Origin of the sequence: Paenibacillus lemnae (assembly GCF_012933385.1) — a bacterium.
Classification (GTDB): Bacteria; Bacillota; Bacilli; order Paenibacillales; family Paenibacillaceae; genus Paenibacillus_AQ; species Paenibacillus_AQ lemnae.
This window is the reverse complement of record NZ_JABBPN010000014.1, coordinates 44,118-69,828: the sequence shown is the minus strand read 5'-3', so window position 1 is coordinate 69,828 and position 25,711 is coordinate 44,118. Positions and strand designations below refer to the sequence as shown.

Sequence of the window (25,711 nt, the reverse complement as noted above, 5' to 3'; positions counted from 1 at the left end):
AAATTAATAAATGGTTTTTTATTTTGTTAAAATTGCAAAAAAAGACACTGGCATTTTCCTCTTTTGCCAGTGTCTTTTTTTCTATTTACGATGCTTGCTCGATATAATATTGTGTGTTTTGGTCAGGTATTTTTTCACATTACGGTATTCTGCGCTTGCTACGCCGGCGAAAAGAATATCAATGACGGTCAGCATCGCGATCCTTGAACCCATCGCACCACTCCGGATGGTGAGTTCAGGGGTAGAAATGCCGAGCACAATATTCGCCTTTTCTGCCAATTCACTCTTGTTGTATTTCGTGATTGCAATGATGTGCGCACCGTTCTTCTTCGCAATATCCAAAGCTTCCAAAATTTCAACTGTCGTTCCCGAATTGGAAATAAAGATGGCGACGTCATTTTTTTCAAGGAGGGTCGCAGCCGTCAGCTGGCTGTGCCCATCAACATAGGCATGGCACATCTTATTGATCCGCGTAAACTTCTGTTCCGCATCAATGCCAACCAGGCCGGAAGCTCCAATGCCGAAAAAGACAATTCTTTTGCAGACCTGAAGAATCTTGACCGCACGGGCAATTGCATCTTTATGAATGACGCTGAGCGTGTCCTCAATCGATTTCATGTTATTGCGTGAAATATTCGAAATGATGGTATCCAGATCATCACCAGGCTGAATGTCCGTGTATTGATGCTTCTGCTCCTCATCCATTGAACCCAGAGATGCTGAAATACTGACGATGAAGCTGCGGTAGCCGCTGTATCCCATCGTCTTGCAGAAGCGCAGTACAGAAGCATCACTTGTTCTGGTGAGCTGGGCAAGGCTTTTGATCGACAAATGCGGAATTTCATCCAGATTTTCGAGAATATATTCAGCGAGCATTTTTTCAACCGGAGTAAGACTATCTTTCATATCCCTGATCTTGATCAGGATGTTATTGTTTATTGACATATGATTTCCCTACTTATCCTCTAGTCTATTAGACATGACCACTTTAGATCAATGTCTCTTTTATCAAAAATTAATATCATCATAAGCTCAATTGGTGGAAAATACAAGCTCAATATGTAAGCTTCATGACAGAAATATATATAGGTTTATGATGGTTATTCCCCAAAATTACTCATCAGGATGATATTTTATTCCGACATTTATACTCGAAGTACTTATATTGTTCATCACAAAAAAACCGCTTCTCCAGCTATTAAGCTGAAAAAGCGGTTTATTATTTACATTATCCGCGCCGGATAATCTCATCGGCGACCAGTTGACCGGAAAGAGTCACGATAGGCGTTCCTCCACCTGGATTTGTCGTTCCACCCACAAACCAAAGGTTGTTCAACCCTTTCAACCTGTTGGAAGGCCGTGCAAACGTCTGCCTGGCCGAATTGGATGAGATTCCGTAAATGGCTCCTCTATAAGCCCCGGTATCTTTTTGCAGATCCTCAGGAGTATAAATTTGCTGGACCTCCGCCTCTTCAGCTCCATAAATCCCGAGTGTATGAAGACGGCTCATCAGCTGAGCTTTATAGGCATCCCGCCCTTGATCCCAGCTCCACGCTGAGGAAGTATAAGGAGCATTGATCAAGACAAACAGATTGCTCCCCCCTTCTGGTGCCATAGAGGGCTCAGAGTACCCGGAATGACAGATGTAAACGGTTGGATCACTTGGAGGACGCCGCTTAACGAAAATATCATGAAACTCGGCAGCATACTGCTCCGGAAAGAAAACATTGTGGTGAAGGAGCTTCCGGTATTTTTGCCGGACACCGATCAGAGCGACGAATCCGGAGAGTGAAGGCTCATAGGCTTGGATGCGCGAATCTCTCATTCCTGGTCTTTTAGACTCCGGAATGAGATTCTTGCACGCTGTTAGGACATCCCCGTTTACGACGATAACATCCGCATAAATAGAACCGTCATCACACTCCACACCCGTAACCCGGTCTCCCGAAAAGAGCAGTGTATGCACGGCAACCCCGGTCCGGATATCAACGCCCAGTTCTTGAGCAACCTTTTCAAATGCAGCAGGAATGGCATAGGTACCTCCCTTTACACCATATACTCCGGCATAACCTTCCAAATGCGCCATCATGGCAAAGATCGCTGGAGCTTTATAAGGTGACGCACCTACGTAAGTAGCATATCTTCCAAACATGGCCAATGTATTGGCATGGCTGAAGTATCGGTGCAGCTGCTGCTGCAATGTGGTTAAGGGGCGAATTTTCAGAAAAGCTGAGATCAGCGCAGGTGAAAGCTTGGATTTCGTATCCAGCATCAGCTTATTTAGAAAATGAGTATCTGCCTGCTGGAACATGGCTTTGGAATCTTTCATGAACGCATCCAGGTTAGCCGCGTCATCTGGACTGTACAGCGCTATTTGATCTTTCAGCAGCCCCATATTTGAAGTCATATCGACGACCGAGCCATCAGCAAAAAAATTGCGTGTATACGGATCCAGCCGATACAGGTCCAGATAGTCTTCCATCCTCCGGCCGCTTGAGGCAAACACGCGGGCGAATGCCTGCGGCATCGTAATCGTACTGGGTCCCCTGTCAAAATGGTACCCCTGGGATTCAATACGCTGCAGCTTGCCGCCCACCTTGTGCTGCTGCTCCAGCACCGTGACTTTATAGCCAGAAGAAGCAAGCCGGATTGCACTGGATAGTCCACCCAAACCAGCCCCGATCACAATCGCTGTTTTCATCATGAATAAAACCGCCCTTTCCATTGGTAGCCTTTACGGGTGAAAGCGGTCCGGCAGGAGTCAAGGGCCAGCAGGATTAACAGCAGCATGCTAATCGGCTGCAGAAAGGCTAGCCACCCTGGCTGACCCTGCCGCAAATCGGCAGCCATCTTCACCGATATACCTGCTAGTACGCAAGCTGAGGTCCACAGCAGCAAGCCCCATTCCTGATGTGATTCCGGAAACAAGAACATCGTAATCAATGAGTACATCATGAATGCGGCAGGAAAAACATACAGGACGAAATAAAACAGAGAAACAGCCAGAAGCAGGGAAATGCTTCTGCCAAGGCCGTCAAAAATATTTTTACGGTAGCCGCCCCAAACTTCTGCTGCACTATGATACATCCTCATCTGAACATGTTGATGCACATCCGCAAGAAGAACAGGCTCTTTCGCTTGTTTGAATGCTCGCGCAAGGGCCATATCATCGACCAGCTGATCCGGAATAGCTGCATGGCCGCCAGCTTTACGGTAACTGTCCCTATAGACAAAAATAAACCCGCCATGTGCTGCTGCAAATTTCGAACTGGAAGCTTTTCGCACCAAACTAATGGGCAGATGGCATAAAATCGTGAACGTCATGAGCGGCACAATCAGTCTTTCCATCCAGCTGTTTACGATCTGGAAAGGAAAACCTGTGATCATGCCACGTGTTTGCTGGTTGGCCAAGCGGCACACGGAAGACAACGCTTCAGTTTTCAACCGCACATCCGCATCCATAAACAGCCACCATTCGCCTTTTGCTTCTAGAGAGAGCTGATGGCAGGCATACACCTTCCCGCACCAACCCTCTGGCATGTCCTCCCCCTGAATCAGTCGCACTCTGGAGTCACGTTCAGCCATCTGGAGAACAATCTGAGATGTAGCATCGTCAGAGCGGTCATCCAAGATGACCACTTCGAGGTTACTGTACGAATTGTCTAGAACGGACTGAATCGCGCCCTCGATATTGTTCTCTTCATTTCGTGCAGGGATTAACACAGACAGCAGGGGTAAATCTTTGCGATCCGCGCTTTTTTTTGGAGGCTTGATCCATGTATGACCGTTCCACAACACAAACAGCAGCTGCACGGCAATCACCATTAAAAGGATTTGAAAAAACACTTCCAACGGGACAACCTCCTTTGAAAACCATCAAAGACCTCACTCGTATTCTGCCCAGCCCTCAAGGTCGGAATAAAGCCTGTGGAAGGATCACATTGCTCCTGGGTGACAAGAGCTTTGTGCTCGTTGAGCTGCTGCTCCATGACAGCTGACAGCATGACGGCAGATTGTTTACGGCCCATGCCCAGCCAGTCTTCAATCAGCGGATTACTTGCCCATAATGAAATCTCCGGTTTCTGGTGACGGATCAAACTGCTGACCATTGTAACGCTAATAACAGCAGGAGATGGATATCGGGATAACAAATACCCGATGCCTGGCTGAAACACCAGAGGCCTGACATCCGCATGATAAATGTCCCCTTGAGGATAGATCCAGACCCGTTTGTCCTCATCAAGAAGCTTTGATGCATAATCCAGGGATTTTATAATGCCCCTGGCCGAATCTTTTTGAATGGAGAAGGCTCCAAGTTTTTGAAAGAAACGGTAACGGCTCAGCTGACGTTCATCCATCATAAAATAGTGATCACCGGAGGAAAGGGTGCGCAGCACATGATAGGCCAGCAAACCGTCCCACCAAGAGCTGTGATTCATCATGTAGAGAATTGGCCTGTCCAGTTCCATCGGGTCCAATGACCCGCGAAATGATACTTGCTGAAAGTGTCTTTGCAGCAGATAGTGCTTGTTGTATCGATAAAAAAGAGAATCAAATGCTTTGCTTTTGCGGGCTTCCAGCAAACCGGTACACCCCCTCGGCTATGCATATCCCGACGATTGCAATAAGCAGCGGAATATACAATCCTTCTTTTGCTGCAAGCAGCCCGAACATGATCAGCATGCCTTGATACAATCGAATGACCGGTTTTGAGACAGTCTTACCCTGGTTATACAGCGGAAAAAGAAAAGACAGCACAAACGCCGCAGCAAACCAGCTCACAAAATTTTGTGTAGGAATGCCGGAGTAGAAGCCGCCTCCGCTCCATATCCAGAATTCTCTGGCATATGCAGCCGGATCCAGAACGAGATCGAACAGCATCGCCCACCCGCCTGCCTGAATGGCCCGGAGCCATTTGGAGCCAGCCGTAGACATCAGCACAGACATGACCATAACGCCAATCCAGGCAAAGCCGATAGCAACTGGAACATGTTCACCGAATATACTCAAGGTACCTGTGTATACGTAAGTGCCGAAAGGGTATCCGGTTTCCGTGCCAATCCATTCCAGAACATAGGTGGATACAGCCACAATTAGCGCTCTGACCCACATCGTACTCCTTGTGTAAGAGCGTGAATTCTTCAGTTCTTGCTTCTCCAAACTCATTGCGTAGAGTGCAAAGAAAACGAGGAATAATCCGTTAGAAAAGTGCAGAAAATCAGGTACCTCATACAGCAGCATTAAAGACAGACCAATTCCGTACCATCCCCAAAACAAATATTCGATTTTCAATTTCATGAAACGGCACTGCTTTCTTGTTTAAGCATACTCATTCCGTATCGGCGGGCAACGGATACAAGAATCGATGTCTTCTGCAGCTTGTTCACATAAGCGCGTTCTGTGAATACCTGGTAGTCATTATTTTTGACTGCATCCAGTATACCTCCATAGAAGAGGGCTGCCAGCTCAACACTAAACGCACTGCTTTTAGGGTAGGAGTCCAAGTTCCGCATACCTAAAGAGAACCAGGCTTTTGCTTTCATTTCAAGTTCATCAATTAATGTGGTCAGAGACGGGTTAACGACCTTATTATAAAAATCCTCTTCACTGTATCCACATTGCTCCATCAGCTCCAGCGGGACATAACGCCGACCGCGTTCCAGATCCTCACCAATGTCTCTGACAATATTGACAATCTGCATTGCCTTACCCAGATAAATCCCCGATTCTGTTACTTCTGCATCGGGATTATCGTGCAGCACAGGCAGGAGCATCTCTCCGACGGTTCCCGCGACCAGATAGCAGTAATGCTCCAGCTCTTCCAACGTATTGTAATGGCTCTGAACCAAATCTCTGCGCTGACCCTCCATTTGTTTATAAAAAGGAGCTTTGTCGAGATTCGGAAATTTCTCAAACAACCAGCGAAGCGCAGGCCATATAAAATGTCCCTCAGCCGAATGAAGCTCATTCAAGGATTGTTCGAGTTCATCAATCGTATACATTGATTTCTCCGGCTCATCAACGGAATCGTCAATCATCCGGCAAAATGCATAAATGACATAAACCGCCTCTTTTCTCGGGGACGGAAGAAATCCGAAAGCCTTATAAAAGGTAGAGGATCCCTCGCGTATCATCTCTTCACATTGGACTAGACAGTTTGTTGTGTGCATGCAACCCTCTCCTTTGTTAGATGATCCGCGAGCAGGCGTGCCCCCTGCATCACGATTGGAATGCCTCCGCCAGGATGTACTGAGGCTCCCACACTATATAAGTTCATGATGGATGGGAAAGGTACAATTTGAGGCCGGAAAATCGCAGACTGCTTCAGACTCGGTGCAATACCGAAGCTGCCGCCGCGGTACATGCCTTCTTGTTCCGCATCATCCGGGGTCCGAATATCCATCCAGAGAATGGATTCTTGCAGATCCGGAAAGCCTCGCTGCTCTGCTTCATCCAGAATACGCTGAGCAAACTCATCCTTAAGTTCATCCCACGCGATGTGACCTGCCGGAGGTACGGGGACCAAAATATACATGACGCTTTCACCCTCACAGGCCGCCGTGTCATCGAGTGCTGTTGGATAAAACGTGTAGAAAGAAGGCTCATTAGGGATCTGTTTATCCACAAACAGCTGACGCAGTCCGTTTTGCAATGATGCAGGAAGGAAAAATTGATGGATATTCACATCCTCATACCGCTTGTTTAGACCCAGATAGATCAAGAAACAGCCGGATGATGGCTCGTATTCTTTTTGCAGGGTTTTAGGCGATGGCAGCTTCACCGATCCTGCATTCCGCTTCGTTTGAGGAATCATTCCCGCCAGATGAGGAAAATCCCCGTTAAATATGATGGAATCATGCCGGTACTCCTGTTGGTCTGATACAAAACCGATACAGCTTCCATGTTCGATCAACAGGTGATCTGCCTTGCATCCAGTAACGAATGTGACTCCCCGTTGCTCCAAAACCTCGCGGATCGTTTGAACCAGTCCTGCATATCCTCCACGAAGATACCAAACGCCGAAAGCATGCTCTGCATATGGAATGAGTGTATACAGGGCCGGTGCACTAAACGGCGCCCCTCCGATGTATAAAGTTTGCAAAGAGAATGCATCCTGAAGGCGTTCGTCACGGAAGTAATCTGCAGCTAACTTCCTCACACTTTTATATGCTTTCATCTGCAGCAGCAGTTTCATATTATTCCAGGTATAAAACTGGCTTTTGCGAAAAAAAGGACGGCTTAAAAATGCGCTGACACCAGAATTAAAAGCAATCTCCATATCCATCATATATTTCAAGTATCCTGATCTCTCGCCCGGAAATACACGATCGAGTTCTTTCAGCTGCTTTTCCTGATCGCGATGTTTCTGAAATACCGTTCCATCTGCATAGTGAATGGCATACAAAGGATCACATTCCATCAGGGGAAGCAGCGATGTATCCATTCCACCTTCTTCTAAAATATCAAGCAGCATATCTGGCAATAGAACAATGGTAGGTCCTTTGTCTATGGCAAATCTTCCACTTTCGTCCCGCTGGTAAGCGAGTCTGCCGCCCAGTTCTTTCTCTTTCTCGTATACCGTCACTTCAAAGCCGCGGCTGCTCAGAAGCAAAGCTGTCGTCAACCCGCCGATTCCGGCGCCAATAATGCCTACTTCCATAGCGGCACCTCCTGTACTGCTGCATAACGGGGTGATACATGAACGCCTTCTTTCTTATCTTGATCCATCAACAGCTTGACACTGATCCGTGCGGATTCCCAAATCGTCGGCAGCCCACTGCCCGGATGTGTCCCTCCTCCTACGAGCCAGCAATGATCCAATTCTTCAAAACGGTTATGCGGTCTCAGGTGCATCATCTGATCCAGTGAATGGGAGAGATTAAACGTTGCGCCACGATAAACATGGAATCGGTCCTGCCAATCCTGAGGCGTAATCATCTGCTCGGATACAATTCTGGATGACAGATTTTTCATTTCAGGTTCCTGTTCCAGTCGCCGTATAACGTCTTCACGAATTTGCTGCTGCTGTGCCGGCCAGTCTGTCTCTCCCTGCAAATTTGGAACTGGCATCAAGACATATAATCCACTCTTGCCTTCAGGAGCCATAGAAGTATCCAGCGCAGATGGGTTGTGCACGTAAATGGATGGGTCTTTGGACAGCACACCTTGTTTCGTGATTTCATCCACGTTTTTCTTGTAATCATCAGAGAAGATGACCGTATGATGCGGCAGATTCACACTCCCCTCGACGCCCAGATAAAGCATATAGGTTGAACAGGAGTATTTCTTGGCTGCGACACGTTCAGGAGTATACTTTTTCAACTGCCCTGGTTCAAAGAGATGGTTAACGGCTGTGGCAAAATCCGCATTGATCACAACGTGATCGCTCTCCACCTTCTCCCCACTCTCCAAGAGAACGCCTGTTGTCTTACCATGCCGGGTTAACACCTGATCGACCCCACAGGACAAATGTACAGATCCGCCCAACTCCTGTATCACTTTAACCATAGCTTCACATACGGCATTCACACCACCGACGGGGTGAAATAATCCGTACTCATGTTCCAAATATGACAAAATCGAAAAGGTTCCCGGACATTCCCATGGAGACATACCCAAATATTTTGCTTGAAACGTAAACGCAAACTTCAATCTTTCATCACTATAATATTTCGATAATCTGCCATATACCGTGTCCATGGCATTCAGTTTGGGTATTGCTTTTATAACATCGGTACGAATATAATCCGTTAATTTCGAAATGGGCCGTTTCAGCAGGGGGGATATGCGGTCAAATTTAACCTTTTCTTCCTGCATAAACCTCGTATAACCTTCTCCATTACCTGGAAACAGGTGTTCAATACGTTCCTTCATCAGGTCCCGGTTTCTTGTCGCTTCCAGTTTCAGTTCACCGAATCTCAGCTGATACAGTGGATCCAGTTCTTTCAAATCTACATAATCGTGCAGCGAGCGTCCTACTGCATCAAAAAGCTCTTCCAGCAGCTCAGGCATCATTAAGAAAGTCGCGCCCCGATCGAACTTAAAACCATCGAATTCCAGTCGGGATGTTCTGCCTCCAATGTACGGTTGTTTCTCGAACACGGACACATCATAACCGCCTCCTGCCAGCAGCATGGCAGCTGCCAAACCACCAGGACCAGCACCAATGACGGCCGCCGTTCTCTTTGAAGTCATATACCCATCCACCCTTCAGCTGTTCATCCACACTATAATCGTATATAATTAACTCAACGGTAAATTTACAAACATTATACATCATATGTATAATGTTTGTAAACCAGCAGATTTCGGAATCAAAAACAGGCCCAGCACTGCTCTTCAGAGCAAGCTGGGCCTGTTCTTTTTCCTGTATACGGTTTTGTAAAATCAAAGTCCTGTTGGGCCTGCTGGCTTATTCCAATGATTGTTCTTTCTATTATGAATTTTTCATCATCTGTTTTTATATCATATTTTAGCAATTAAATAAAGCGCTGCTGTTAAAAATGGTGTTCTCTCTTTTCCAAATACGTCGGCTCGTTGGCTGCTAGCATTACACAAATTAAAAACCGCAAAAGAACCGAGTCTTTTGCGGTTTAAATTCGTTTAAATGGTTGTAACCCTTCAAACATTAATTCTGGGATGTGACCCACTCTTTATATTCGGCATCGAGATATTCATCGGTCTTTGTCACAGTCCAGTCATCGCCCTCTTTTTTCAGATAGAGATTGATCAGTAATTCACTGCCGGAGGTTTCAAAATCCTTGTGAACATATTCGATCATACCGTGTACTTGTAAAATGATTTCACCATTCTCCGCGTGATGCACTCCAATTCGATTCCGGTCTTCGATATCAAAATTAACATGAATCAATTGATCAGAAGAAGGATGATGGGTTAGATTTTTGTACATATTGATTCCCCGATCAGCAATTTCACCTTCTCGCAAATCAGGGTATCTGTTCATCAACAGTTCCATATCATCATGAAGAACAGCTTGACTCCGATAGTAAAAATACTCTCTGACCGCACGGCTGTACTCAACCCATTCAGCAGAACTAGGCTCTGTAAACGTTGGGGGATCGGAGACATGTTTGGTTGATATTTCAGAAGATGATAAAGGAGATGAGTCCGCAATTTTTTTACTCGTTACCACAGATTCATTAGAACTACTGCAGGCGGATATGAGTGATACAGACAGCACTAAAACAGACAACATTCTATAATTCTTCATAGCTTCATTCCTCTTTTCATACCTGCTTAGTCCGGCCTATGCTCATCTGTTATAATCCAGGTTCTTATTCAAAAATACTAATCGTTCCACGGCTGAGAATCCGAACTTCTTATAAAAGGTTTCTGCGGGGATGTTTCTATCTGTAAGCAGTGTGATATTGCCCACCTTCGCGTTAATCAGTTCTTCTTCCAAAGTTTGCAGCAATATGGAACCAATCCCGGAGTTCTGCAGGTCAGAACGGACGCACATTTCGTGGATAAAGAATTCGTCGCCGCTCCACCAATGTCTGATCACACCGAATACAAAACCCACGATCGTTTCATTCTGAATGATAGTAATTCCAAGAAAACCCGGAGTTAAGGTTATATCCTTTAAGTAGCGTTCAGCGGTACTCTCTATCCAGCTGTCATTCCAGGGCTCTTGATTACAAACCTGCATAAAGACATTCACGCACTCCATTAAATCCATTTGCTGATACTGCTTAACCTTCATAAAAGACTCTCCCTGTCCTGATATTCTACAAACCGGTTCTCATTATTTTTCCATCTGCTGCCTGAGAGAACAAAACCTTGTGCCATAAAGCAAGCAAACCAGATCAGACAAGATCTTAAGATACGTTCCGGATCACTGATGTATAAAGCGGTTTTAAACTCTGAAGCCCGGATTTCAATGATCGATACCACCAGCCAAACAGTAAACAATATAGAACCGGCAAGGATTCCTCTTGTGATGATATATTTTGTCTTTCCTTTTTCTCTTTGAGCAGACCATCTCTTTACAAAAAGTGATCTTTTATCAGCATCTTTATTGAAGATTTGGATGTCCTCTTTCCCTCCCTTCTGAAAATTAAGCTAATCTAGTTATTAAAGGATACCATAAACCTCCAAATAATCCAGGAAAAACGATAATGATACCCAACATCTTCAACAAAAAAAGAGCCGCCCTAAGATTCAAAATCATGTAGGACGGCATTTTTATTCAGTTATTCTTTAACAAGCGTGCCCTTCAAATCACCCGGGTTAAAGTCCGGCATCGGCTGGACATTGGTGTCGCCGGCTGCTCTGGCTTTTTCGAGTGCAGCATTATAACGTGCATTCAAATCTGCCAGATCTTTATCCAAATCTCCACCGCTAAAAATAAACTTGTTGAAGATATCACCTTTTTTAACGCCCTCTACGCGTCCTTCTGTTACACCTGTAGGATTCGCCGGATAAATGGCGTCCTCATTAGTCGGCAGGAAATACTCAATTCCCGCAATGTCGGGTGCTCCAGCTTTCGCAGCAACCGAAGGGATAACGGAAACGCCGTTACCTGCTTCCTGGTAGGCCACTTGAACCTCATCACTGTACATCCATTCGATAAATTTCCAGGCCTCTTCTTTGTGCTCAGAATTTTTGCTTAGTGCCAGATAGGTTCCCGAAATGACTTCTGCTGCTCCGTTTCGCTCACCATCCACTGTAGGAGGCATGGCAGCGGCCCAGCGAACTTCTGTAGGAAACTGGGACTTGAACACACTCGGCTCCACGGAGTGGTTGAAATACATGCCGATTTTGCCTTGTGCAAACTGGGCACGAAGCGGATCCACATCAAGGGATTCCGAGCCCGGAAGCATACTGCCGTCTTCTCTGATTTGACGCAGCGCGACCGCGACATCTTTATAAACTGTGAAATCAAATTGTCCGGTCTTAAAGTTATATCCTTCGGAAACCATACCTTTTCCTAATGTTGTTGTTGGATAAGCGACACGCTCAAAACCGCTTGGACTCTTGAAATTACCTGCAAAGCCATAAGCTCCGCTTTCCTTGCCGACTTCAGTTATTTTTTTGGCTGCGGCCACCATTTCATCCAGCGTAGCCGGCGGCTCCTGAATGCCTGCTTTTTCAAAGAGATCCACATTATATATCAGACGCCAAAACTGTCCGGTGTTCGGCAGCGAATATACTTTACCATCGATCATATTTTTCTCTTCAATGATCAGGTCCTTGAATCTTTCCTTCATCTCGTCGCTCATATGATCATCAAAGGGTTCAACATACCCTTTTTTCACCCATGTGGGCAGCGAGGTCACTTTAAGAATGTCAGGCGCCTGTTTGCTGGAAAAAGCGATATCCACCGACTGCGCGTAATTCTCGGCCATGACCTTCATCTCAATGTCAATCCCGGGATTCAACGATTCGTATTCTTTGATTTTGTCCTCTATATAACCCGCATCATGACGATCCATTGTCCAATACACCAGCTTGGTTGTTCCATCCGTGCTTTCTGCACTTGTCTCGTTCTCTACTGCTCCTGAGGAAGAGCAGGCTGTGAGTGCTGCCGCCAGAATGAGTGCCATGCTCGTATGAAGCCATTTGTTCTTTTTCATCGATGTCCCTCCTGTTTTGTAATCGCTTTCTTAAGGTCATTATAAAAGACCCTTCCAGCATGTAGTGAAGGAGAAAATAACTGTGGAAGGGAGAGGAAACAACTATGCTGCCTAACTTTCATTTAGATTATATTTTGCACGGAAATCCGTCGGAGTCAGTCCTGTATGTTTCTTGAACAGCTCCGTGAAATAAGGCCTGTCTTCGTAACCTAACGATGCGGCGATATCCTGCACCTGTATGCCTTCCAGAACCAATTCGCGGGCACGCTCCATCTTCCGGCTGATAATATACTGGGCCAGTGTAGTTCCTGCTTCTTTTTTAAACAGGTTGGAAAAATAGCTCGGGCTCAAATGCACCGACTTCGCACAATCCGCGATGGTAAGGTTACGATGCAGATTACGGTCGATAAATTGGATCGCCTGATCTACCACCGCTTTGGCATCGCTGATCTGTTTTGCCTGCAGAATCCGGCAGCCCAGACGGCACAAATGACTGATCTGCTCTCGAAGTTCATCAAAGGATACGGCCAGATTCATGGAAGAAAGAATTTTCTTCAGTTCCTTCGCTTCCTCCTCGCTGACCTTTTCCATAAAGACGCGAAAAATCGAATGTCCCATCTCCAGGCACATCGTTTTCATCATGCCGGGGTCCGGAAGATCAGACACAGACAGCCAGTCTGTCCATATTTCCTGAAGCTGCTGCACGGCTTTGTCGAGATTGACTGAACGGAGACAATACAGCAGCTCTTTTTCTTTCTCATAGGAATAATGCGGAATATTACCCTCAGATGCATCAGCGTACAAAAAGACACTGTCCCCTCCGGTCATAAACGTACGGGCCAGCGCTGACATGGACTGCGCATAGGAGAGCGGCAACTGATCCGCTTTTTCCACTGTAGTTCCGATTCCGATTGAAACGGTCTGATAGGAATACCGGCTCACGTTCTCTCTGCAGGTCTCTGCCAGCTGCTCACGATCCAGCGTCTCCGGCGGATTAAACACCATAATGTACTGGTGGATATGTTCCCGAAACACAATGCCGTGGGTATGGCTCTGGATCGTCTCCTCCAAAATATTCTGGACAGCAAACCGAATCAGCTCCACCTCGTGAACAGAGCGTTTCGAAGTTTTTTCGTCAAAAAAATCAATTTCGGCTGTCATCACACAAAAACCGCGGCGCTCCATATCAATGCCGTAGAAATCCCATGGTTTCTGCTGATGATTGGGTGCAGATCCATACCGGACGAGAAGTTTCATATGCTCCTGTCTCAGAAAGGGCAGGCTTTCCCGCAGCTGCCGTTCAAGTCGGTACTTTTGCTCCTGGTCATTTTGTTCCCGTTCCAGCATTTTTTTAGCTTTCAAAACAGATTCCAGAACCTGATCCTTCGTGAAGGGCTTCATAATCAATTCAAGAGCTCCCAGCTTAATCGCTTCCTGGGCGTGGCTGAAATCCGAAAAACCGGTCAAGAGAATCAACTTCATTTGGGGCTGCTCCTGAAGTACAGTCTTCATCATTTCCAATCCATCCATGAAAGGCATCCGTATGTCCGTCAATACGATGTCCGGTTTCATTTCACGTATCATCTGCAGTCCTTCTTCACCATTTGAGGCTGTCGCTGCGACACGAATTCCGTACTCCTCCCAGGGTATACGGGTGGACAGGCCGCGTACGACGGCTGGAATATCATCAATGATACAAATGCTATGCTGCTCTGTGACTGATTTCATGATGGAATCCGCCTTTCCACGGGAATGAGAATCCTCGCTTCGGTTTCTTCATTCACTGTTCTATGAAGCGATAATATGGCTTCACTGCCGTAATATAATTCAAGTCTGCTCATAATGTTTCGGAGCGCATACCCGCCTGATTCAGGTGAACGGTTGATATTATCTTCCAGCTTATCTTCATCAATTCCGGTTCCATTATCCTTAACAAGGATGATCAGAAATCCGTCTTGTTCGCTGACTTCAATATGAATTAAGCCCTGCTTTCGAATATCGCGGAATCCATGCAGAATGGAGTTTTCCACAAGCGGCTGGAGGAGAATTTTAAGGATCGGCATGTCCAGCAGCTCTGGCGGCACTGTAACCGAATATTGAAACAGACCTTCATAACACTGCTGCTGCAGCCGCAAATATTGTGTAACATGCTCCAGCTCCTTCCCCAGTGTTGTCATTTCCTGTCCGCCATTGAGCCCCAGTCTGAATAAGGAAGAAAGAGAAATCACCATCTCCTTCACATCCTCGTATTCATCCATCTCACATTTCCAGAAAATTGTGTTGAGCGTATTGTATAGAAAATGAGGATCGATCTGAGCCTGAAGTGCTTTGATTTCCGCTCTGCGTTTTTCTTCTTCATTGTCCTTGACTTCACCGATCAGATCCTCGATCCGCTCCACCATCTGATTAAATCGGCGTCCGGCATAACCAATTTCATCCTGGAATGGACTCTCGAAGCGCGCGCTCAAATCTTCCTGTTCGACCCGCACCATCGCTTTTTGAAGTTTTAGCAAGGGGGCAAGCAGCAGCCCAGAAAGATACCTTGCAAGCAGCAGCGCGATGCCAATACAGATGAACATGACCATCAGCACCAGCCATTGAATGTTTTGAACCGGCTGGAGAAGCTCTGTTTTTGAAAGATAGCTGATCAAAATCCAGTCTTTCGCAAACGTTGAGCGTTCAAAGCTGACCAGTACGCGGTCATCTCCTGTTTCATATTCGAAGCTTCCTCGTTCTTCAGAGAGCATGAGGTCCATAAATGCATCAGAACTTGTCCAATCCGGCCGCTGCCTCTCCTCAAACACACTTCTTCCTGAAGTGTCCATAAGCAGCAGCCGGCCAGCATCTAAAGGAGCTCCTCCCTTTAAGCTTTCTTTCAATAGATCCCCTTTTACATTTACAACGAGAAATAAATCGGGGATATAGAACTCCATCATGGGCTGCATGATGAAGGATATCACCGGCTTATCTCCTGCAAATAACTTATCATGATGAGTCTCCACCCAGCCAGACTCGGGGTCATCCTTAATTCGCTGATACAGCAGCGTCTCCTGAATCGGGATACCGCTTCGACGCAGCCTGGATGGATAAAAGTCCCCGCTTGGTGTGCTGATCAGAATCGAGTCGATCGATTGTTCAATCAGTTCTGTCTGTGAAAAGGAGGTTTGAAGCAGAGAAAAATTCACATAGTACTGACTGGTATTCCCGGCTTGAATATCCCTCATGGTCTCCTTATAGCTCTCGTTCAGCATAATAGTGGAGGAAGCAACAATAATCTGTTTCAACTTCTGATCCAGTACCTTAACGGACTGATGAAGTACATTCCGGTTCAGATTGACTGCGTTGTTCTCCATGGCTCTAGCTGCCGTGAAATAAGACCATATTCCCGTCACAGCAATGCAAAAGGCTGTTAGAACCGCGAACGATATCCAGGTCCTTCTTTTGAGAGAGGTTTTATAAATTAGCTGTTTCAACATGGCGGCGGCACCTCTTCAAAAAATGTAGGAACCGCCGGATGAATCATCCCTTGACCGAACCGGCGGTCATTTGCATAAATGATTTGTTAGCCAAAATATATACAATGATCATCGGCAGAATAGAAATACATGCACCGGCCAGCATGAGCTGGGATTGAGCTGCATCACCGACACCGTATTTTAGTGAAGCCAAGCCAACCGTAAGTGTCTGAAGCGATGGGTCCGTCATCGTAAATACCAGCGGCAAAATATATTCGTTCCATGCACCGCGGAATACAAGCAGTCCCGTGACCCCGATCGCCGGAGTTAATAACGGCAGTATAATTCTTAAATATACACTGTAAAAGTTGCATCCATCAATATACGCCGCCTCATCCAAATCCTTGGGAACAGCACGGACAAAACCGATGAGCATAAAGAAGGTTGTAGCATGTGCACTGATGAGGATAATGATTACGCCCCACAGGGATTTCTGCAGACCTAATGATACCATAAGATCAAATTGAGGTCGCAGTACCACCGCACCGATGGAAATGAACAAGGTAGCGGATTGAATCACAATATAGAGCTTTTTCCCTTTAAAGTTAACCCTGGCCGCCGCATAAGCAGCCATAGTCGAAACGAGGAGTGTGCCGACCGTGGTAAATATGCTGATGAACACACTGTTCCATGTAAACCTGGCAAAATTAGCTGCAGACCAGGCTTGAGCATAATTGCCAAACTTCCATTCCTGGGGAAGCACGGTGGAACCTGTCGTCAGATCCAGATTGGATTTTAAAGAACCCAGCACAGCAAGGATAATCGGAATAACAGCAAATGCTGCAACGACCAGCAGAAATATCCAAAGCAGAATTCGGGACAGCAGCTTTTTCATTCCGTCTGACCGGCTCACCGAGGAGGCTGACGTCTTTGCAGGTATATTTAATGTACTCATCTTATTCCTCCCTCTATTTAGTAAACATCATTCAATTTTTTAGAAATATAGAAATAAATCAGCGTTACCATACCGACAATAAGCGCTGTTACAAAACCGACCGCACTGCCGTACCCGAACTGCTGGATGCTGGTGCTGCCTGTAGAAACCGGGAAAAAGAGTTTATAGAGATACAAGTACATAACCTCAGTCTTGCCGTATGGTCCCCCCTCGGTGAGTACCATAATGCTCTCATAACCTTTAAGGGAAACGGTAATGGCCAGCATAATGATCATCTGAAGCACGGGTCCAAGCATGGGAATGGTGATGCTCCACATTTTTCTCATAGGTCCCGCTCCATCAATCGATGCTGCTTCATACAGATCTTCAGGGATATTTTGAAGACCTGCGATGAACAGCAGCATATAGTTTCCGATAGCTCCCCAAATCGCTATAATGATCGCTGTGATCAGTGCATAGTTCGCACCTAGCCAATCAATGGGAGCGTTTACAATGCCAAATTTAAGAAGAAGCTGGTTTACCATACCGTTGTAGGAGTTGAAAATGACATAAAACACAATGGCCATCACGGATGCGCTGATAATGGTTGGCATGAAATAAATGGCCCGCAGAATATGCCGTCCTTTCAGCGCCCTGTTTAAAATGACCGCCAGCAGGAAGGAGAGCGGAATCGTAACGATTAATTTACCAGCCGCGTAAATAAAGGTGTTCACGACTGATTCCCAGAATGCCTGATCCCTCATCATTCGTCCGAAATTATCCAAACCAATAAATACGGCCTCTCCATACCCCTGATAGTCGTAAAACATGTACTTTAATGCCCAGACTATCGGATACACACCGAATACCAATGTCAGTATTAAACTAGGAGCAATAAAGACCCAAGCGTTGACTTGGCGTTTCGCCTCATTCATGATGATTCCTCCCGTCTTCTCTTTTCATGGATGCTTTAAGCCCATCATAAAGACTTGGAGTGATCCATGGTTATGGAGAAAGCGACTGTATTTGGGGGAGAAATTCACTTTTTCAGTTAATTTGTCCCCTCTATTCCTCATGATTGTCTATCCCGGAGCATGTCACAAACCAGATACAATGCAGTATATAGACCGCATTCACAAAGCTTCTTTAGGGAGGGAAACCATGAACCAATCTAACTTTGAAGCACCGCTTCGCCCTTTCGGCTGCTACCGCAAGGAACGTCTCAATGATGTGTTGTCACGCATGGAGCAGTATCCCCTCATTCAACAGGAATACAAAAGACAGACTGAGCTCTCCAAACAGTATGCTCTTAAAGAAGCCGGTTCTTCTTTACGTCAGCTTGGAAGTTACCGGATCGATCCATTCGTGTTTAAAACCCCGCGTGATGCGGCTCATTTGCTCTTTTCCATTCATATTCGCGGTAAAGGAGAAGTACGTATCAGCAGTGTACAGTGGAGTTACAGTGAAAGAGGAATTCCTCAGTATCTGGAAAATGGAGATTTTAGAGAAGATTTAAAGGGGTGGCATGTGCATGTTACAAACACGGCCGTTTGCCAGCTAACCGAAGTAGAGAACGGAGTCATCACTCCTGCTGTACCTGGAGCTACCCCTGCCCGTCGTTCCGAGCAGCATACAGCAGCCCGTTGCCTTCACATCATCAATTCAAAGCCAGAGGATGAGGTGATCCTTCAATATTTGTCGCCTCTCCTAGTAAATTCAGATGAGCATTACAGCATTCAGGTCTCATTAAGCCTGATTGAGACGCTTAATCCGGGTGTTCATACTAAAGTTGAATTCCTGGATAATGAAAGACGAACGATATGGCCCACTGCTGTATCTGCACCTTTTCAACGGGCTACACCAACGACCTGGTCCACTTTGCATGAAGCCGCCGGAGCAGATGCCAGCTGTTATCTGGTAGAGGGAGATCTTGAAGCCGCCGAACGCTGCAAACGAAAACTGCTCTACATGCTCACAGATATGAGACAAGGTATGGATCTGTTCAAACGTGACGGCTGGCATGATGATGATACTTACGGCGCTGTGCATATCGGCAGAGGCTTACAGGTCACCTCAGTGATCTATGACATCATAGCCGCAGCAGGCGTATTCAGCTCGGAAGAAGAGGAACAGCTGCTTAACGATTTCAGATATGTGAGCAACCTCATGATGGATACCGGCTACTACAGCTACCATCTGGAGTCATTTCCTGACGAGAAAGGCGGAAAACGAAGCAATTGGAATGCTGACCGGGCTGTGGGACTCGGGGTATACGCCCTGCTGTTCCCAGAAGAAGAATTGGCAAGCCGCTACTTGGAGCATACCATGACGGTCGTGGATTGGCAGCTGGAGCATGTCGTGGATCATGACGGTGCGTGGCCGGAGAATATCCGGTATCACGGAGCTGTGCTTCACCGGTACTTTTTGTTCTTTATGTTACTGAAACAGTTGAAAGGAACGGACTACTTTGCACACACCAAAGTAAAGCAGATGTATCGTTTTCTGATCGAAACTGCTACATGCCATGACATCATTCAAGATGGAGCAGGCACTCCTGCCCTGATGTCACCCGCAGTAGGCGATGCTAATGTTAACGATCAGTGGTTCCGCCTTCTCGTATACGCGGCTCCCTTTTATAGAGACATTGATCCAGAGCTGTCGGAAGAAATGATGTGGACCTGGAGGCAGGGCGGCGCACAAGTCCGGGACAGCGGAGCTTCCCCCATTCCAGTGATTCCTCTGATCTGCGCCGTGCCGGACTTACCTGCTCGGCAGCCGGATATGAGCTCACGGCACTATCCGGACATCGGTTATGTTATTTTTCGGAGCGGAGTTGGCGAGCATGATTGTGGATTGGAGCAGATACATGACGAACATTTTGCCATTTACGAGGCTTCTCCCCTAACCTATCATGCCCATCATGATGAGGGTCACTTTTCCATCTGGGCGGGCGGAGTACCCTTAACCATCGATGCTGGTACCGGAGGATATTACAATGGAGACCGGCACTGGTATTTATCGGGTTCTGCGCACAACGTTGTCCAGTTCAAGAATGCTGAGGGCCGCTGCCAGAATGGACCGCTGACCAGTGAATGCTTAGAAACATTGTTCTCGGAAGAACTGGACTATGTCATCAGCCGAATTCCGGATCATAACGCACTAATCTATGAAAGACACTTTATGTTTATTAGAGCCGGATTTGATGTCTATCTGGTATGGGATCGTATCGAAGGAAGCTCTCCAAGTGTATGGAACCTTCATACGTTAAGCACAAATATAGAATTTTCAGGAAATAGTATGCATGCTGAAGGATTAGGTGAGATGAAGCTGACGGCTCACATCGTAGAACCGGAAGAGCCAGTCATCACACTATCAGAAGGGGCTGTCGGCGGCGGTTATCCCCTTTCTGTCCAGCAGCATGTTCAAATTCATGGGGAATCCGATCACGATTATGTCGTGCTGTTAGAACCCAGACGTAACACGGAAAAATCTGTAAAAATCATTACAGGGAGTGGTGAGAAAATAGCAGATGGGGTAAGCTTGTATCAAATCATTCATTCGAACGGTCAGCGGATTTATGCTGCGATCAATCGTTCGGAGCAAGCAGTCCGGCTCAATATTGAAGAATTGGGTATCTTCAAAGAGCTGGGGAGCAGCAAGGATGAACCTGTGTACCGGAACTTGAACCAGGAAGAAGAAATCCTGAATTTAAAGCCGCACAGAATTCATGTATTTTACAGTCCATCAGATTTGAAAGGTCTAGTTATCACATCATAACAGGAGGTATAAGGATATGAGTAAAATTGGAGTATGGGAAGACGCTGAGCCAGGAGTAAAACGGTGCATCTTAAATGCGGAAGGCAGCTTGATGATGATGGAAGTTCATTTTGCCAAGGGAGCGGAAGGATATGAGCACAGCCACCCGCATGAACAGATGAGCTACTGTCTGCGTGGCAGCTTTGAATTTCGGATTGATGGCAAGGCTTACACCATTTCTGCCGGAGACAGCATCGCCATTCCAAGCCAGGCCAAGCACGGGGTAACGGCGCTGGAAGAGGATTCAGCCCTGCTGGATGCATTCACCCCGATTCGTGAGGATTTGCTGAAATCATAAACATCATAGATTCTAAAAACGCCGGCGTTCAGAGGAATTCGTTCCTCCTGCGACGGCGTTTTTGTATGTTCATATATTAATTACAACATTTCCGGTTGACCTTCACGCTGCGTTAACAATTACACTTCGATATAGAAGATATTTTAATTTTCAAATGCTTCGGCTGCCAAGCGTGATTGCGCATGAATTCCATCATAATATCCGGTTCTCCTATTTTGACTGGGATCATGGAAACATCACCGTAGGTGATTACCTGGTCATTGAAGGGTTGGCAGAGTCTTTTGCAAAAGAGCTGTTTGGCGAGGAACTGATGGGTCCGTGGGTTACCTCATTTGATGAGGAAGATTTAGCATATTCCCTGGAAGTCATTCGGGAAGCCTTAAATATCAAAGGCTTTGCTGAAGTCAGCAGCTACATGTTTGGTGATGCAATCGCCAAATCCCAGGACTATCAGCCTGCAGGTCTGTCTCCATTTGCTGGATACGCTGTCGGTTACCATCTTGTCCAAGCCTTTATGCACAACAATCAGGTCAGCATTGCTGAAGCTGCACTAATGGATACTTCAGACATTATTAACAATTGCGGACTGTTTCGAATGGATAATTATTCATGAGATAATCCTGATCCTTTGTTAGCTTTAACGCCGGCGTCCTAACGTGCTGCTCCATTTGAAGTACAAGCCATAGCATGACAGCAGCAGAGTCAGAACAACAACAAATTCAACTAAAGCTTGTGGCCAAGAAAAGCTGTGCCAGTACAAGACGTGTACATTCTCATCAGCAGCAGTTAACGATTCCGGATTAGCCTCTTTCGGCACAGCACTCGATGTATTTAAATATTGGATCCTCATCCTTCTAATCCCAGCCACAATCAACTTCAAAAATGGAATCCACAATAATCGGCAGGTTGTCCCTGACAGATACAGCACCAAGCACGGATCGGGCGTGCTGCCCTGCTTCTCCAAATACATCCATCATGAGATCTGAAAAGCCGTTCAACACTTTATGATGTTCTTCGTAAGCCGGAACTGCATTCACAAAGCCCTGTACTTTGACAACTCTTTTCACTTTATTAAGCGATCCCAGGGCTTCCTTCAGAACAGCAAGCACTTCCAAACCGGTATCTCTGGCAAATTCATACCCTGCTCCGTTGTGTATCTCTCTCCAAGCTTTCCTTTTGGACTTCCGGATGGGCCTTTCCCGGACACAAACATTAATCCATTAACAATACAATAATTCGCATACTTCGCCGCTGGCTGACTGGCGGCAGGCAGATCAATTCCAAGCTGTTCTAAGCGCTGATCTATAGTCAATTTTAACTCATCCTTCCTTGTACGCTGTCTTATATACCGTATACTTCCAGGGCCTGAATAATCACGTCACGACTCATTCCAGTTACGCTATGTATACGGTGAGCCCATTCCTCTATACTATCCAAAGCATTTTCGTCAACTTTCCCGTTCATGGTACTGTGGAAACTTGAATAATCATCAAACTCCCAATGGGTCACCTCATCCTTACTAAACAGACGCTGCTCCACCAAGGGGCGGCGAAGTGTTTTTTGGGTTTGTTCTCCTCTTGCTGTCAGCTCTGCGTCACTCACCGGAGTCAACAGGTAAGTTTGCTTGCTCTCCTTCCCGTTTGGTCTTTTATAGGTCAGATCCAGATGTTCCTGCTGTACCTGCACCTTAATCTCCGACCCAGGAAAAAAGCCCCTCAGCCAATCCTCCGTATATTCCTTACTCCCACGTTCGATGAGCACAGGCTGGATCCACTGATCGCCAAGATCACATAAATATCGCTGACCCTGATCCCCAAGCACGATGACAGCCACATGATCATCGGGAGTTACAATGCCATAACAGTCCATTTTGTTCTGTCTCAGTTCTTCAAGCAGCCACAGCGCCAGATCGAAGCAGTTGCCGGAAGTACCGTACTGTTCCCGATGCATTTTCATCAAATCAACGGACCGTTGTTTCGGTTCATCTCCCGATTGCAAGTACCATGCTTTGGTCAGCGTCTCCATCGGAAAATGATCAAATGCCCGCCATACCTCCAGGATTTCCTTTGCCGCTTTCATAATGGCCACCCCTTCCCTTGATTAATGGATGATATAATACCCCGGTTTGCCTTCTGAATCAGGTTGCTGAAGTGATGGCCTCCGGTTTTCCCGGCTTTTGAACAAATACCTGAGCCCTCTGCCTGCCATAGGTTCATCAGCGTATCGGGGAATGACATGCATGTGGGCATGGAATACATGCTGTCCGCCTATTTCTCCGCAGTTCCACCCCACATTGTATCCATCCGGCTTGTGGCGTTGATCAATGTGCTGTTTGGCCTGATGCAAAAGCTCATATGTTGCATTCCATTCCTCCGGTGTCAGATCAAAAACCGTCTCCCGATGCTGCTTGGGCACAATAATGCCGGACCCCTCAATCTCCTGTATGGTGAGCTGCATGAACATGGCGTAGTCATTCTCAAGTACTACATTTTGTCCCGGGATCAGATCCGGATCGCAATATTCGCAGGATTTCATTAGAGCCTCCTATTTTATAAAGACTTCTGTTATATACTTTAGCCGGGCTTAACTGCAGTCCAGATATATTTATGTTCTCTAAAGCCGAACTCTTCATTGATCTTATACTGCGCTTTCAGCTCATCAAACGCGGCTTGATTTTGCGGCAGCATAAAGTCTGGATTACCTGGAACGTCCGAGAGGAATATCTTCAATTCATGCTCATCCGGAATATAAATGAAGGCGTCCTGAAATTCTTCTATAGTGGTATTTACATAGCCATTCTCTTTCAGCCTTTCTCTCACTTTATCTATGGATGTATGTATGCCGAACATCAGGCCTCCCGGAGAAAGAATTTCACTGTGATTCAAAATGGAGGCGGGGCCTCTCCGGTCATAAATGAGATCAAATTGTCCATCTTCAAACGGCAGCTTCTCTTTCGTAGTCGCTAAGACAAACACCACATTATCAATCCCGCTCTGCTGTAAAAGAGATTTCGCAATATGTATGAGTTCCGGAGAAAAATCAAAGCCAATGATCCGCTGAGCTAAGGAAGACATGTGCAGCGTAAACTCACCATGGCCGCATCCGGCATCCAGAACCTGACGAGACTGCGGAAGCAGCTGTTTGAGACGTTCTTCAAATATATCCTCAGCCGAGACACCTTCGACCCTAAACTTTGCCCTTGTCCGGTAACCTCCGTTGCGTATTGCAATTTGATTATACCAATCCAGTCCCACTTCAGTTCTCCTCTCATAACTATGCTCACTTAAAACTTATATAACATGTTAAATGATTCCAATTGAAGTGGCAATTCATTTCTAGAGAAAGAGAAAAACCGCCCGTATCAATGTATTCAAGTGGTTAGCCGATCTAACCGATCTAACCTCTTAAGATACATATTTTAGAACGGTCTTATTTGCTATGTTACTTTTAATAAGATTTCACAATGACGAAGTACACCATAAGTCAGCTCTTTTCTTAGCTTCTACAACCAGACCGAGGTGATCTGTGACCCAGCGGACCGCCTTCGCCTCTTCAAGTTCAAACAGCCTGCGCTCCGCGACTTCCTCATTGGATTGAAGCGGGTCAAGTCTATCCACTATTCCCCAGTAAAACACCATGCTGCTCTCCGGAAACGGATAGGTGTATCCCGGAGGCTTATCACCGGTGATATGTATGTTCATTGCGCCCAAGAGCTCAATATGCTTAAGTACCGCTCCCGTTTCTTCATATAGTTCACGTACCGCAGCCATTTCCGGTGTCTCGTTCTGTTCCAGATGGCCGCCGGGGATGTCCCATCCCCGATCCTGGAGACGAGTGAGCAGCAGTCTGTTATCCTGAAATGCCAGCACATATGCAGAGGTAATTGGACAATGGATAGGAAGATCCCCGGTCAGTAAAAGCTGTGTCTCATTAGGGCAAGGCAGCCACGCTGCATTAAAGTTTGTTTGAATGATACTCAACCTGTAATTTCAACTCCTCTCTGGCTGCTATCAGCCAGGAATGGACCAGCCTCAGCTGATCCCGCTGCTCCCACACATGATCCAGATATGTGAGCACGGCTTCATCCAGCCATCCTCCCTTCACTTGATCACGTATCTGGTCAAGATAAGGATGGTCTCCCGGCAGCTCCCATGATATTTTATCTGCAATAAATAATACCTTATCCAGCTGCGTCGGATTCTTCTTCAAGGTCGTATGGCATTCAATCGCATTAAGAATCTCCGGATCGCTAATTCCGAATAACTGCTCAGCCATCGCCATCGACAGCTTTTGATGCACGATACGCGGATAACGATATTCTTCCTCTGTTACCTGTATGCCAGAAGCTTCTGCGGCCTCCAGCATTTCACGTACAGGGATAATATTGCTGATATCATGAAGAAGCGCGGCCCGCTCGGCTTTCCAGCGGTCCACTCCGAATCGTTCTGAGATGCGAACCGCATGTTCCGCTACTTTCATGACATGATCCAGTGTATCGGGATCCTGAGCATGGTTGAATACAGCTTCTACATCGGCTCTTAAGTCTCCAGAAAGTGTGATCGTTATATATTTGCCCAGTGTCTGGTTCAATTGGCATCCCCTTTCTTAATCT

22 protein-coding genes and 2 pseudogenes are annotated in these 25,711 nt (G+C 46.3%); 3 read left to right on the top strand and 21 right to left on the bottom strand.

All coding sequences use genetic code 11. The features are described 5' to 3' along the window. Positions 1-81: 81 nt before the first annotated feature. The 15 genes from HII30_RS14945 to HII30_RS14875 form a co-directional block, all read right to left on the bottom strand. Positions 82-945, bottom strand: coding sequence for a MurR/RpiR family transcriptional regulator (locus tag HII30_RS14945; protein ID WP_169505841.1), 864 nt, complete (start codon positions 943-945; stop codon positions 82-84). 283 nt (positions 946-1,228) lie between these two features. After that, positions 1,229-2,704, bottom strand: coding sequence for a phytoene desaturase family protein (locus tag HII30_RS14940; protein WP_343045113.1), 1,476 nt, complete (start codon positions 2,702-2,704; stop codon positions 1,229-1,231). Then, positions 2,701-3,846 carry a glycosyltransferase family 2 protein gene (locus HII30_RS14935; protein WP_343045116.1) on the bottom strand — a complete coding sequence of 382 codons (1,146 nt, stop codon included), beginning with the start codon at positions 3,844-3,846 and terminating at the stop codon, positions 2,701-2,703. Before HII30_RS14935 ends, HII30_RS14940 begins: the two co-directional genes overlap by 4 nt. Next, positions 3,825-4,583 carry a lysophospholipid acyltransferase family protein gene (locus HII30_RS14930; protein WP_169505839.1) on the bottom strand — a complete coding sequence of 253 codons (759 nt, stop codon included), beginning with the start codon at positions 4,581-4,583 and terminating at the stop codon, positions 3,825-3,827. The genes HII30_RS14935 and HII30_RS14930 overlap by 22 nt, the downstream gene beginning before the upstream one ends. Further along, a complete protein-coding gene (locus tag HII30_RS14925) occupies positions 4,552-5,298 on the bottom strand; it encodes a carotenoid biosynthesis protein (protein WP_211184614.1) in 747 nt (248 codons plus the stop codon). Before HII30_RS14925 ends, HII30_RS14930 begins: the two co-directional genes overlap by 32 nt. After that, complete coding sequence (locus HII30_RS14920) at positions 5,295-6,170, bottom strand: phytoene/squalene synthase family protein (protein ID WP_169505838.1); 876 nt, start codon at positions 6,168-6,170, stop codon at positions 5,295-5,297. The genes HII30_RS14925 and HII30_RS14920 overlap by 4 nt, the downstream gene beginning before the upstream one ends. Further along, complete coding sequence (locus HII30_RS14915; protein WP_169505837.1) at positions 6,149-7,660, bottom strand: phytoene desaturase family protein; 1,512 nt, start codon at positions 7,658-7,660, stop codon at positions 6,149-6,151. The genes HII30_RS14920 and HII30_RS14915 overlap by 22 nt, the downstream gene beginning before the upstream one ends. Then, positions 7,651-9,195, bottom strand: a complete 1,545-nt coding sequence (locus HII30_RS14910) for a phytoene desaturase family protein (RefSeq protein WP_169505836.1) — start codon at positions 9,193-9,195, stop codon at positions 7,651-7,653. Before HII30_RS14910 ends, HII30_RS14915 begins: the two co-directional genes overlap by 10 nt. A 433-nt stretch (positions 9,196-9,628) precedes the next feature. Beyond that, entirely contained in the window at positions 9,629-10,231 is a 603-nt protein-coding gene (locus tag HII30_RS14905; protein ID WP_169505835.1) for a hypothetical protein, read from the bottom strand. A 42-nt stretch (positions 10,232-10,273) separates the two neighbouring features. Continuing rightward, a complete protein-coding gene (locus HII30_RS14900) occupies positions 10,274-10,723 on the bottom strand; it encodes a GNAT family N-acetyltransferase (RefSeq protein WP_169505834.1) in 450 nt (149 codons plus the stop codon). A gap of 490 nt (positions 10,724-11,213) precedes the next feature. After that, the gene (locus HII30_RS14895) at positions 11,214-12,596 is read right to left on the bottom strand and encodes an ABC transporter substrate-binding protein (RefSeq protein ID WP_169505833.1); all 1,383 of its coding nucleotides are present in this window, start codon (positions 12,594-12,596) and stop codon (positions 11,214-11,216) included. Positions 12,597-12,707: 111 nt separating this feature from the next. Beyond that, positions 12,708-14,324 carry a response regulator transcription factor gene (locus HII30_RS14890; RefSeq protein ID WP_169505832.1) on the bottom strand — a complete coding sequence of 539 codons (1,617 nt, stop codon included), beginning with the start codon at positions 14,322-14,324 and terminating at the stop codon, positions 12,708-12,710. Then, the gene (locus HII30_RS14885; RefSeq protein ID WP_169505831.1) at positions 14,321-16,072 is read right to left on the bottom strand and encodes a cache domain-containing sensor histidine kinase; all 1,752 of its coding nucleotides are present in this window, start codon (positions 16,070-16,072) and stop codon (positions 14,321-14,323) included. Before HII30_RS14885 ends, HII30_RS14890 begins: the two co-directional genes overlap by 4 nt. 43 nt (positions 16,073-16,115) lie before the next feature. After that, a complete protein-coding gene (locus tag HII30_RS14880; RefSeq protein WP_169505893.1) occupies positions 16,116-16,946 on the bottom strand; it encodes a carbohydrate ABC transporter permease in 831 nt (276 codons plus the stop codon). Positions 16,947-17,023: 77 nt separating this feature from the next. Next, positions 17,024-17,920: a carbohydrate ABC transporter permease gene (locus tag HII30_RS14875; RefSeq protein WP_169505830.1), complete on the bottom strand. Its 897-nt coding sequence runs from the start codon at positions 17,918-17,920 to the stop codon at positions 17,024-17,026. A 226-nt stretch (positions 17,921-18,146) separates the two neighbouring features. Between HII30_RS14875 and HII30_RS14870 the strand changes: the two genes are divergently transcribed. From HII30_RS14870 to HII30_RS14860, 3 genes and pseudogenes are all read left to right on the top strand, one after another. Beyond that, entirely contained in the window at positions 18,147-20,762 is a 2,616-nt protein-coding gene (locus HII30_RS14870; protein WP_169505829.1) for a heparinase II/III domain-containing protein, read from the top strand. Positions 20,763-20,778: 16 nt separating this feature from the next. Then, entirely contained in the window at positions 20,779-21,099 is a 321-nt protein-coding gene (locus HII30_RS14865; RefSeq protein WP_169505828.1) for a cupin domain-containing protein, read from the top strand. A gap of 145 nt (positions 21,100-21,244) precedes the next feature. After that, positions 21,245-21,712: pseudogene (locus tag HII30_RS14860) on the top strand (DUF2268 domain-containing putative Zn-dependent protease); the annotation flags it as partial. A gap of 241 nt (positions 21,713-21,953) precedes the next feature. Here HII30_RS14860 and HII30_RS22015 read toward each other — a convergent pair. From HII30_RS22015 to yqeK, 6 genes and pseudogenes are all read right to left on the bottom strand, one after another. After that, positions 21,954-22,411, bottom strand: a pseudogene (locus tag HII30_RS22015) (RidA family protein). 29 nt (positions 22,412-22,440) lie between these two features. Beyond that, positions 22,441-23,178: a hypothetical protein gene (locus HII30_RS14850; RefSeq protein ID WP_169505827.1), complete on the bottom strand. Its 738-nt coding sequence runs from the start codon at positions 23,176-23,178 to the stop codon at positions 22,441-22,443. Between the two features lie 21 nt (positions 23,179-23,199). Further along, positions 23,200-23,634 carry an HIT family protein gene (locus HII30_RS14845; protein WP_169505826.1) on the bottom strand — a complete coding sequence of 145 codons (435 nt, stop codon included), beginning with the start codon at positions 23,632-23,634 and terminating at the stop codon, positions 23,200-23,202. A gap of 38 nt (positions 23,635-23,672) precedes the next feature. Beyond that, the gene (locus HII30_RS14840) at positions 23,673-24,353 is read right to left on the bottom strand and encodes a methyltransferase domain-containing protein (protein ID WP_169505825.1); all 681 of its coding nucleotides are present in this window, start codon (positions 24,351-24,353) and stop codon (positions 23,673-23,675) included. 204 nt (positions 24,354-24,557) lie between these two features. Continuing rightward, on the bottom strand, positions 24,558-25,079 hold the full coding sequence (locus HII30_RS14835; protein ID WP_169505824.1) for an NUDIX domain-containing protein: 522 nt from the start codon (positions 25,077-25,079) through the stop codon (positions 24,558-24,560). Next, a complete protein-coding gene (gene yqeK / locus HII30_RS14830; protein ID WP_169505823.1) occupies positions 25,054-25,689 on the bottom strand; it encodes a bis(5'-nucleosyl)-tetraphosphatase (symmetrical) YqeK in 636 nt (211 codons plus the stop codon). Before yqeK ends, HII30_RS14835 begins: the two co-directional genes overlap by 26 nt. Positions 25,690-25,711 lie beyond the last annotated feature (22 nt).

Bases quoted from the DNA above. Each gene is read 5' to 3' on its own strand.
- HII30_RS14905 (WP_169505835.1), bottom strand. From the start codon at position 10,231: ATGAAGAATTATAGAATGTTGTCTGTTTTAGTGCTGTCTGTATCACTC.
- HII30_RS14940 (WP_343045113.1), bottom strand. From the start codon at position 2,704: ATGATGAAAACAGCGATTGTGATCGGGGCTGGTTTGGGTGGACTATCC.
- HII30_RS14875 (WP_169505830.1), bottom strand. From the start codon at position 17,920: ATGAATGAGGCGAAACGCCAAGTCAACGCTTGGGTCTTTATTGCTCCT.
- HII30_RS14870 (WP_169505829.1), top strand. From the start codon at position 18,147: ATGAACCAATCTAACTTTGAAGCACCGCTTCGCCCTTTCGGCTGCTAC.
- HII30_RS14910 (WP_169505836.1), bottom strand. From the start codon at position 9,195: ATGACTTCAAAGAGAACGGCGGCCGTCATTGGTGCTGGTCCTGGTGGT.
- HII30_RS14850 (WP_169505827.1), bottom strand. From the start codon at position 23,178: ATGAAAGCGGCAAAGGAAATCCTGGAGGTATGGCGGGCATTTGATCAT.
- HII30_RS14845 (WP_169505826.1), bottom strand. From the start codon at position 23,634: ATGAAATCCTGCGAATATTGCGATCCGGATCTGATCCCGGGACAAAAT.
- HII30_RS14890 (WP_169505832.1), bottom strand. From the start codon at position 14,324: ATGAAATCAGTCACAGAGCAGCATAGCATTTGTATCATTGATGATATT.
- HII30_RS14920 (WP_169505838.1), bottom strand. From the start codon at position 6,170: ATGCACACAACAAACTGTCTAGTCCAATGTGAAGAGATGATACGCGAG.
- HII30_RS14865 (WP_169505828.1), top strand. From the start codon at position 20,779: ATGAGTAAAATTGGAGTATGGGAAGACGCTGAGCCAGGAGTAAAACGG.
- HII30_RS14885 (WP_169505831.1), bottom strand. From the start codon at position 16,072: ATGTTGAAACAGCTAATTTATAAAACCTCTCTCAAAAGAAGGACCTGG.
- HII30_RS14880 (WP_169505893.1), bottom strand. From the start codon at position 16,946: ATGAAAAAGCTGCTGTCCCGAATTCTGCTTTGGATATTTCTGCTGGTC.
- HII30_RS14925 (WP_211184614.1), bottom strand. From the start codon at position 5,298: ATGAAATTGAAAATCGAATATTTGTTTTGGGGATGGTACGGAATTGGT.
- HII30_RS14945 (WP_169505841.1), bottom strand. From the start codon at position 945: ATGTCAATAAACAATAACATCCTGATCAAGATCAGGGATATGAAAGAT.
- HII30_RS14895 (WP_169505833.1), bottom strand. From the start codon at position 12,596: ATGAAAAAGAACAAATGGCTTCATACGAGCATGGCACTCATTCTGGCG.
- HII30_RS14915 (WP_169505837.1), bottom strand. From the start codon at position 7,660: ATGGAAGTAGGCATTATTGGCGCCGGAATCGGCGGGTTGACGACAGCT.
- HII30_RS14900 (WP_169505834.1), bottom strand. From the start codon at position 10,723: ATGAAGGTTAAGCAGTATCAGCAAATGGATTTAATGGAGTGCGTGAAT.